This window comes from Streptomyces sp. NPDC059828, assembly GCF_042731955.1.
In the GTDB taxonomy this organism is placed as follows: Bacteria; Actinomycetota; Actinomycetes; order Streptomycetales; family Streptomycetaceae; genus Streptomyces.
Genome location: NZ_JBHWIW010000002.1, coordinates 239,653 through 248,625, shown reverse-complemented (window position 1 = coordinate 248,625; position 8,973 = coordinate 239,653). Strand labels below are relative to the sequence as shown.

The following is an 8,973-nucleotide window of genomic DNA, read 5'->3' as shown; positions in this document are numbered from 1 at the left end:
CCGGCCAGGCAAGCCGTCAACGTGAGCTGAATCGTCGCCGCCGACGCATTCAACGCCCCCGTCACCTGAGGCAGCGCCGGAAGGTACATGTCCATGGAGAGCGGGGGAAGCGCGGTGAGCCCGCCGAGCACAAGGGTGACGAGGAAGCCCGTACGCCGCGTGGCGACGGCACTGCTCTCACTCTCCGACATCAACAGCTCCTGTCCGGCTTGTCCGTGGTGCGAAGTCGCCCCCCATGTTCTCAGTTCATACGGAGATATGAACCACCCGGATATCAACCAGGCAGGCCGAGTGCTCAGGCGGGCTTGACTCCGGGATCGCCCGCCTCGGTGACGAAGGACGCCGCCGTGGTGATGGGAGCACCCGGGGTGGTCACGGCGGACACCGTCCTGAAGTCGGCGCGGGCGTGCCCGGTGCCGAGGGTGACCGCCAGATAGCCGCGGCGGCCGTTGTAGAACCTCATGTGCGGGTTGGCCTGGGTGAGGTTGCCCCAGTTCGCGGGCTTCTCGGCGCCGTCCTTGCCGCTGCTGACGGAAGTGGTGACGAATTCGGCGCCGACGGTCCGGGAGGCCGGGTCGTCGAAGTCCTCCTTGAGGTCGAGCGCGTAGGACACATGGACATCGCCGGTGAGGACGACGAGATTCCCGGTTCCCGCGGCCCTGGCCCCGTCCAGGATCCGCTGCCGGGAAGCCGGATAGCCGTCCCAGGAGTCCATGGACAGCTTGAAGTCCGGGCGGGGTACGTCGCGCCGCTGGGCGAAGGTGACCTGCTGCGGCACGACGTTCCAGAGCGCGCGCGAGCCGCGCCAGCCGTCGAGCAGCCAGCGCTCCTGCGCCGCGCCGGTCATGGTGCGCGACGGGTCCTCGGACTCGGGCCCGGGCCGCTGCCAGCCGTCGCCGTACGCCTGGTCGGACCGGTACTGGCGGGTGTCGAGTATGTCGAACTGGGCGAGCCGGCCGAACCGCAGACGGCGGTAGAGCCGCATGTCCGGGCCGACCGGCTGCTGAGGTCTGCGCAGGGGCTGGTTCTCCCAGTAGGCGCGGTACGCGGCGGCCCGGCGCAGCAGGAACTCCTTGGGCGGCACGTCGTTCTCGGGGATGTCACCGGCGTAGTTGTTCTCGGTCTCGTGGTCGTCCCACGTGACGGCGAAGGGGTGCGCCGCGTGCGCGGCGGCCAGGTCCGGATCGCTGCGGTAGAGCGCGTACCGGAGCCGGTAGTCGTCGAGGCTGACCGTCTCCCGGTTGAAGTGCGCGGGCAGGCTACGGTCGGTGTAGGCCCGCGCTCCCCCGGCGGCGTTGACCGGGTACTCGTAGAGGTAGTCACCGAGGTGGAGGACGAGGTCGAGGTCCTCGTCGGCGAGGTGCCGGTGGGCGGTGTAGTAGCCGTCGTGGTACGCCTGGCAGGAGACGGCGGCGAGCCTCAGCTCGGAGATCCGCGCGCCGGCGAGCGGCGCGGTGCGGGTCCGGCCGGTGGGGCTGGTCCAGTTCCCGGCGCGAAAGCGGTAGTAGTACACGCGGTCCGGGGCGAGCCCGCTGACCTCGGCATGGACGGTGTGGCCGAACTCAGGATGGGCGGTCGCCCGTCCGCGTCTCGCGACACGGCTGAAGCGGTCGTCGTGGGCGAGCTCCCACGTCACCCGGATCCGGGTGGCGGGCAGCCCGCCGCCCGGCTCGTACGGGCTGGGCGCCAGCCGGGTCCACAGCAGTACGGAGCCGGGCATCGGGTCGCCGGACGCGACCCCGAGGGTGAACGGGTCGTCCGCCAGTCTCGCCGTGTCGAGTTCCGCGGCGCTCGCGGTGCCCGTGGCGGGCAGGTTGACGGCGAAGGCCCAGGGCGCTGGCGGCGGCGGTGACGGTGAGGAAGCGGCGGCGGCCCAGGTGGTGGTGGAAGTGGCGGGCGGCGGCGCGGAGTTCTGCCGAATGCTGGTGTACGGGTGTCATCGACCCCTCCCAAGACGGCTGTTGTCCGTCGCATTGGAGCGAGCAGCGCTGACCCTGGGTTGTCGGGTACACCACATCCACATGTCGGTCGGATGAGATCCGATCGCGCGCCCCTGCCGTACGCTGCGGGCTCATGGAGGCAAGGCGGAAGAGTGCCGTGGTCACCGGCGCCGGTTCGGGTATCGGCCGCGGTGTCGCGCTCGCCCTCGCGGCCGCGGGCTGGTCCGTCGCGCTGGCGGGGCGGCGAGTGGAGCCACTGGAGGAGACGGCCGCGATGGCCGCGTCCCGGTCCGACGCGGTGGACTTGCTGTGCGTGCCGACCGACGTCACCTCACCGGAGGCCGTCACGGGCCTGTTCACGGCGGCCCGGGCGAGTTTCGGCGGGGTGGATCTGCTCTTCAACAACGCGGGCACCTTCGGCGCGCGCGGGGTGCCGGTCGACGAACTCCCGTACGAGGCGTGGCGGTCGGTCGTGGACACCAACCTGAACGGAGCGTTCCTGTGCGCGCAGGCCGCGTTCCGCGCCATGAAGGAGCAGGACCCGCAGGGCGGCCGGATCATCAACAACGGCTCCATCTCCGCCCATGTGCCACGGCCCCTGTCGACCGCGTACACGGCGACCAAGCACGCGATCACGGGCCTGACGAAGTCCCTTGCCCTGGACGGGCGCCCCTACCGGATCGCCTGCGGTCAGATCGACATCGGCAATGCGGCCACCGACATGACCGAGGGCATGCGGACCGGGATCCTCCAGGCCGACGGCCGTACCGCGGTCGAGCCGGTGATGGACGTGGCCGACGTGGCACGGACCGTGCTGCACATGGCGGAGCTGCCGCTGGAGGCGAATGTGCAGTTCGCGACGGTCCTGGCGACGAACATGCCGTACATCGGCCGCGGCTGAGGGCTGCCCCGTAGGCGCTCCGCCGCGTATCCGGTGCGGCACCCGTGGGTAAGGGCCATGGGTCCGACCCGTGGGTAAGGGCCATGGGTAAGGGCCGTGGGTAAGGGCCGTGGATCCGGCGCGGCGATCCGGGAACATCCGTTGATCATGTGGGGTTCCCCCCACATGACAACGACGCATGACCAAGCCGTACTTCGCTACACCGCGTTCTCCACCGACCCCGAGGGCGGCAACCCCGCGGGCGTGGTGCTGGACGCCACCGGCCTCGACGACGCCGAGATGCTGCGGATCGCCGCCGAGCTCGGTTACTCGGAGTCCGCGTTCCTGACCCCGCCGCCCGCGGAGCTCGCCGGGGAGGGAGGACGAGCGTACACGATCCGCTATTTCAGCCCCAAGGCCGAGGTGCCGTTCTGCGGACACGCCACCGTGGCCACCGCCATCGCGCTGGCAGAGCACACCGGTCCGGGTGAGCTGGTGTTCGCGACCAGGTCCGGGACCGTCCCGGTGACGGTGACCGAGGAGGGCGGCGCGCTGCGCGCCACGCTCACCAGCGTCGAGCCGCGGGTGGAGGACGTCGCCGACGCCGATCTGGCCGAGGCGCTGGCCGCGCTCGACTGGCCGTCCGCCGACCTCGACCCGGCCATGCCGCCCCGTATCGCCTATGCCGGTGCCCGCCACCTGGTCATCGCCGCCGCGACCCGCGCCCGGCTCGCCGACCTCGACTACGACTTCGACCGCCTCACCGCCCTGATGCGGCGCCTGGACCTGACCACGTTGCAGCTCGTGTGGCGGGAGTCCGGCACCGTGTTCCATGTCCGCGACCCCTTCCCGGTCGGCGGCGTGGTCGAGGACCCGGCGACGGGCGCGGCCGCGGCCGCGTTCGGCGCCTACGCCCGTGAGCTGGGCCTGGTCACCGAGGACGCCGTCGAGGATGCCGTGCTCACCCTCCACCAGGGCGAAGACCTGGGGCGCCCCGGCGTGCTCACGGTGACACTGCGTCCCGGGGAAACCCGGATCCGTGTCGGGGGCACGGGAGCACGCATCGGCTGATCGTCGGGGCTCACCAGAGGCGCGCGCCGCAGCCCGGCCTACTATGAAATGCGGGGGTACGGGGGTGTATGCCGCCAGGCGGAGGAGGACCCGTGACTGAAGCACGCAAAGGTGCACCGGCCCGACTGGATTCCCCCCGCTATCTGCCGATCTCCGAGCACGGCCTGATCGGCGACCTGCGCAGCGCCGCCCTGGTGGGCACCAACGGCACCATCGACTGGTACTGCTGCGGCCGCTTCGACGCGCCCAGTGTGTTCGCATCCATCCTGGACGCCGAGCGGGGCGGCTGCTTCGAGCTCGCCCCGGACGTAGCGGCCAGGACCAAGCAGTTCTACTTCCCCGACACCAATGTGCTGATCACCCGCTTCTTCGCGGAGGACGGGGTCGGGGAGGTCCAGGACTTCATGCCGGTCACCGATGACGGCATCGAGGCCGACCGCCACCGGCTGATCCGCCGGGTGATCTGTGTACGCGGGACCCTGCCGTTCCGCGCGCTCGTGGCGCCCCGCTTCGGCTACGGGGCCCAGCAGCACACCGTACGCACGGACGGCGGCTGCCCGGTCTTCGAGTCTCCCGCCTTCAGCCTCGCCCTCACGGCCAGCGTGCCGGTGGAGACCGACGGCCGGGACGTGTGGTCGCTGTTCAAGCTGAGCGAGGGCGAGACCGCCGTCTTCGCCCTCGACCGGGTCGGCGGCCCGGTCGAGCCCCGCGGCTGCGCCGTAGCCGAGGCGGAGCAGCTCTTCGATGCCACGGTCCGCTACTGGCGGCAGTGGCTGTCGAAGTCCCGCTACCGCGGACGCTGGCGCGAGATGGTGCACCGCTCGGCCCTGACCCTCAAGCTGCTCACCTACGCCCCGACCGGTGCCATCGTGGCCGCCCCGACCACCAGCCTGCCGGAGCAGATCGGCGGCGAGCGCAACTGGGACTACCGCTACGTCTGGATCCGCGACGCCGCCTTCTGCGTGTACGCGATGATGCGGCTGGGCTTCACGGACGAGGCACGGGCCTTCATGGGCTTCCTCAACGACCACGTCTGCGTCTCGTGCTCCGCCGCGGGCCCCCTCCAGATCATGTACGGGGTCGACGGCCGCAAGGAACTGCCCGAGCTGGAGGTCCCCCACCTCGAGGGCTATCTGTGCTCGGCCCCCGTGCGGATCGGCAACAGCGCCGTCGACCAGCTCCAGCTCGATATCTACGGTGCCCTCGTCGACTCGATCTACCTCTACGACAAGTGGGGCGAACCCATCTCCAGCGCCCACTGGGACACCGTCTGCGAGCTGGTCGACTGGGTCTGCGAGCACTGGGACCAGCCCGACGAGGGCGTCTGGGAGACCCGCGGCGGACGCAAGAACTTCCTCTACTCGCGCCTGATGTGCTGGGTGGCGATCGAACGCGCCATGCGCATCGCCCGCCGCCGCGGCCTGCCCGCCGACATGGCACGCTGGGGCACCCAGCGCGACCGTATCTACCGCCGGATCATGGCTCGCGGCTGGTCCCCCGAACGCAAGGCGTTCGTCCAGCACGAGGATGGCGACGTACTGGACGCCTCGGTCCTGATGATGCCGCTCAGCAAGTTCATCTCCCCGACCGACCCGAAGTGGCTCTCCACCCTGGACGCCCTGGGCGACGAGCTGGTCTCCGACTCCCTGGTCTACCGCTACGACCCCCAGGCCAGCCCCGACGGCCTGCGCGGCGAGGAGGGCACCTTCTCGATCTGCTCGTTCTGGTACGTCGAGGCGCTCACCCGCGCCGGACGGCTGGACGACGCCCGGCTGGCCTTCGAGAAGATGCTCACGTACGCCAACCACCTGGGCCTGTACGCCGAGGAGATCGGCCGCACGGGCGAGCAGAACGGCAACTTCCCGCAGGCGTTCACCCATCTCGCGCTGATCAGCGCGGCGTTCAACCTGGACAAGGCACTGGGGTGAGCACGCCCGGCGGACAGCACCGCCCACCCGGGAGCGCCCCTGTGCCTGGAGCTCAGGAGCGAACGGCGGCCACCAGCTCGCCGGTCGTCACCACCCGGGCGAAGCCGCCGCCGTGCAGCGAGACGGCACTGGCACGGGTCAGTTCGTCGGCCGTCAGTTGCCAGCCGTCCGGGCCCGTCAGGTCAAAGGTGTGGGTGGCGTCGAGGGCGACCAGCACGTCGTAGCCCAGATTGCCGCCCATGCGGGCGGTGGTCTCCACACACATGTTGGTCTGGATACCGGCCAGCACGAGCTGGGTGACGCCCGCAGCTCTGAGCCAGTCGGCGAGGTCGGGTGTGCCGTAGAACGCCGAGTTCACGGACTTGGTGACGAGCAGTTCGGGCCCGCGACCCTTGCCGCGCCTCTCCTCGACGTACTCCTTGAAGTCGTTGCCTCCGTATCCGGCCCGCAGTGGTGAGCCGGGCTGCTCCGAGTCGTGCCGTACGAAGACGACCGGCCGGTCCGTGTCCTGCCAGGCTGCGATCAGCGAGCCGATGTTCTCATCAGCGGCCGGGTTGTTGCGTGCTCCCCAGAACTCCGACTCATCGAAGCCCTTCTGCACGTCCACCACTACCAGCGCCGTGTTCTGCGTGATCTCCATGACCACGATCCTGCCGCCCCGCCGTACTCGCTCACAGAAGGCAAGAAGACAGCGATCGATGATTTACTGCCAGGGTGACCCGACCGGCACCGACCCATCGCATCGCCCTGCTCGCCTTCGCCGGCATCCGCGCCTTCGACGTCTCGGTGATCACCGAGGTGTGGGGCGCGGACCGCACCGACCGCGGGGTACCCGCCTTCGAGCTGCGCCGGGTAGCCGCAGGCCCTGAGCCCGTACCGATGCACGGCGGGCTGACGCTCACTCCGGACCGCACCCTCGCCTGGCTGCCCCGCGCCGAGCTGATCCTGGTGCCGGGCCTGGACGAGCAGGCCGGCCCGGCACCCGAGCCGGTCCTCGCGGCGCTGCGTCGCGCCCATGCCCGGGGCACCACCATCGCCGCGCTGTGCGGCGGCGCCTTCACACTCGCCCAGGCGGGGCTGCTCGACGGCCGCCAGGCGCTGACCCACTGGGCACTGACCGACCTGCTGCAGGCACGCCACCCGCGGGTGCACGTCGAGCCGGGCGCCCTGTTCATCGAGGACGGGAATCTGTGGACCTCCGCCGGCACCGCCGCCGGCATCGATCTGTGCCTGCATCTGGTGCGCGTCACGCACGGCGCGGAGGCAGCCGCGACCATCGCCCGCTCCATGGTCACGGCACCGTTCAGGACCGGCACACAAGCCCAGTTCATCGAGCACCCGACCCCGCACACCCATCGCGACGCGGACGCGCTTGCCGAGGTACGCGCCTATGCCCTGGCACATCTCGACGAGCCGCTCACCGTTTCCTCGCTCGCCGCGCGCGCCGGGATGTCGCCGCGCTCCTTCGCCCGGCACTTCGCCGCAGTCACCGGAACCACCCCCATGCACTGGCTTCTGGACCACCGCATCGCGGCAGCCCAGAAACTCCTCGAACGCACCGACCTGCCCATGCCTGAGGTCGCCCGCCGGTCCGGCTTCGGCAGCGAGGTCACCATGCGCCAGCACTTCACATCCCGCCTGGCGACCAGCCCACGCGCCTACCGCACCTCATTCGCCGAGCAACCGCCCCCTGCACAGCGACCTTGACCGCCTCCCAGGCCGGCCGCGACCCCTCCGCCGACCAACCCGATCCATGCGGCTCGGGCTTCCCGCCGCCCTGCCGAGGTGCGCCGACGCATCGGGGTCGGCGGCAGCGTTTCGCTCACGCCGGAGTGGCGCCCGCGAGCTCGCGCGGGTGGGGGCGTGTCCTTCGAGGCTCCACCGAAGTGGAACGGAAGCCCGTCAGGCCGCATCCACGATGTGTACCGAAGGTACCTGGCAGTACCGACAGTCTTACCGGTGGTCGCAGTGGGTGGCCGCACCAGATGCCACGCTCCCGGTCTCTACTGCCAGCGCTCAGCTATCCGCCGTCGTCCATCAGTGCAGTGGTTTCACCAACCCCTGCCGACTCGCCTTTTCGGGACGTCCGGTTCTGCGTAGATCTCTGACCTACGAAAATGAAGAGCGGCAGACGAGTCGGGCTGTACGCCGGGTTCTGTCGCCCGGAGACCTCGGACCTGGGGGCCTGATCCCGGAGTCGCCTGACATTCGCCTGAGCTGCGTTCTTATCCGTTCCGATCGGTTCCGATGGTGAGTCGATCCTGGGTCGATGGGGGGAATTCCGGGCCTCCCCCGATCCTCCCCACCCCCCAATTCTCCCCAGCCACTCCCCCAGAATCGGCCCTCCCACCAGGTCGTCTACAACAGAAAGCCGCCCCCCAGCATCTGGGGGGCGGCCTCGCGTCCGGTGTCTACGAGCCGAGGGATCCTGGCGCGTACTCCCGGCCCTTGCGGGATGCCCACCTCTGGCGCTCACTCTCCATGTTGAGGATGCAGGCGCCGCACGCGTCGAGCTTGTACTCGTCGCCCGACGGGGTCGTGACGCTTCCGAGGTAGGTGACGAACAGGCTCGACTGCGCGCAACGGAAGCAGGAGCCCACATGCCAGGCGTACAGGGCGAGGATTGCGTCAGGTGTCATGGCCCTCTCCGCTGGGGGTGGAGTGTGGCAGCACACAGATGCGCCGGGGCGCTTACCGGGGGCGCGCGGGTGCACCCGCGATTCACCCTGTCCAACGGCCCCTGCTGACACGCGGTTATTCATCCCTTCGGGTGAACACATGTTCGAGACTCGCAAACTACCCGTAGCCCTGCGGCATATGCCACGCCACCGCAGGGCTGACCTCCAGATACCCACTCAACCCGTGATCAAGTAATGCCTCAAATTTGCTGCTGACTTATGATCTTGGTCAGTCGAGCGTTTCAGGGTGCCCGCCGATCACGAGCAGTGGGTCCTCGATGCCCGCCGACAGATCGGTCTACGCATCCGGGACGCCCGCATGTACGCCGACCTCACCCAGGAAGAGCTGGCTCACCGCACGGGCATCGACCGCTCCACCGTGCAGCGCATGGAGTGGGGCCAAGAGATGAAGATCAGCCATCTCCTGATCATTGCGCGTGACCTGCGCGTCCATGTGTCCGACCTCCTCGGGTAGC

General features: G+C 69.9%; 7 protein-coding genes and 2 pseudogenes. 5 read left to right on the top strand and 4 right to left on the bottom strand.

Annotated features, from left to right (window positions below; all coding sequences use genetic code 11):
- Positions 1–191 (bottom strand): annotated as a pseudogene (locus ACFV6V_RS02360) (Bcr/CflA family drug resistance efflux transporter); the annotation flags it as partial.
- Between the two features lie 104 nt (positions 192–295).
- Positions 296–1,940 (bottom strand): annotated as a pseudogene (locus ACFV6V_RS02355) (alkaline phosphatase D family protein).
- Positions 1,941–2,073: 133 nt separating this feature from the next.
- Here ACFV6V_RS02355 and ACFV6V_RS02350 point away from each other — a divergent pair.
- From ACFV6V_RS02350 to ACFV6V_RS02340, 3 genes are all read left to right on the top strand, one after another.
- The gene (locus tag ACFV6V_RS02350; protein ID WP_385557834.1) at positions 2,074–2,841 is read left to right on the top strand and encodes an SDR family oxidoreductase; all 768 of its coding nucleotides are present in this window, start codon (positions 2,074–2,076) and stop codon (positions 2,839–2,841) included.
- Between the two features lie 165 nt (positions 2,842–3,006).
- Positions 3,007–3,891, top strand: a complete 885-nt coding sequence (locus tag ACFV6V_RS02345; protein ID WP_385557832.1) for a PhzF family phenazine biosynthesis protein — start codon at positions 3,007–3,009, stop codon at positions 3,889–3,891.
- A 68-nt stretch (positions 3,892–3,959) separates the two neighbouring features.
- A complete protein-coding gene (locus ACFV6V_RS02340; RefSeq protein ID WP_385557829.1) occupies positions 3,960–5,819 on the top strand; it encodes a glycoside hydrolase family 15 protein in 1,860 nt (619 codons plus the stop codon).
- A gap of 52 nt (positions 5,820–5,871) precedes the next feature.
- On the opposite strand, the gene ACFV6V_RS02335 is transcribed toward ACFV6V_RS02340, so the two are convergent.
- The gene (locus ACFV6V_RS02335; RefSeq protein WP_385557827.1) at positions 5,872–6,459 is read right to left on the bottom strand and encodes a cysteine hydrolase family protein; all 588 of its coding nucleotides are present in this window, start codon (positions 6,457–6,459) and stop codon (positions 5,872–5,874) included.
- Between the two features lie 74 nt (positions 6,460–6,533).
- On the opposite strand from ACFV6V_RS02335, the gene ACFV6V_RS02330 reads away from it, so the two are divergent.
- Positions 6,534–7,526, top strand: coding sequence for a GlxA family transcriptional regulator (locus ACFV6V_RS02330; protein ID WP_385557824.1), 993 nt, complete (start codon positions 6,534–6,536; stop codon positions 7,524–7,526).
- A gap of 704 nt (positions 7,527–8,230) precedes the next feature.
- Here ACFV6V_RS02330 and ACFV6V_RS02325 read toward each other — a convergent pair.
- On the bottom strand, positions 8,231–8,458 hold the full coding sequence (locus tag ACFV6V_RS02325; protein ID WP_385557821.1) for a hypothetical protein: 228 nt from the start codon (positions 8,456–8,458) through the stop codon (positions 8,231–8,233).
- 286 nt (positions 8,459–8,744) lie between these two features.
- Here ACFV6V_RS02325 and ACFV6V_RS02320 point away from each other — a divergent pair, with 286 nt between their 5' ends.
- Positions 8,745–8,972, top strand: a complete 228-nt coding sequence (locus ACFV6V_RS02320) for a helix-turn-helix domain-containing protein (protein WP_385557818.1) — start codon at positions 8,745–8,747, stop codon at positions 8,970–8,972.
- Position 8,973: the final 1 nt, after the last annotated feature.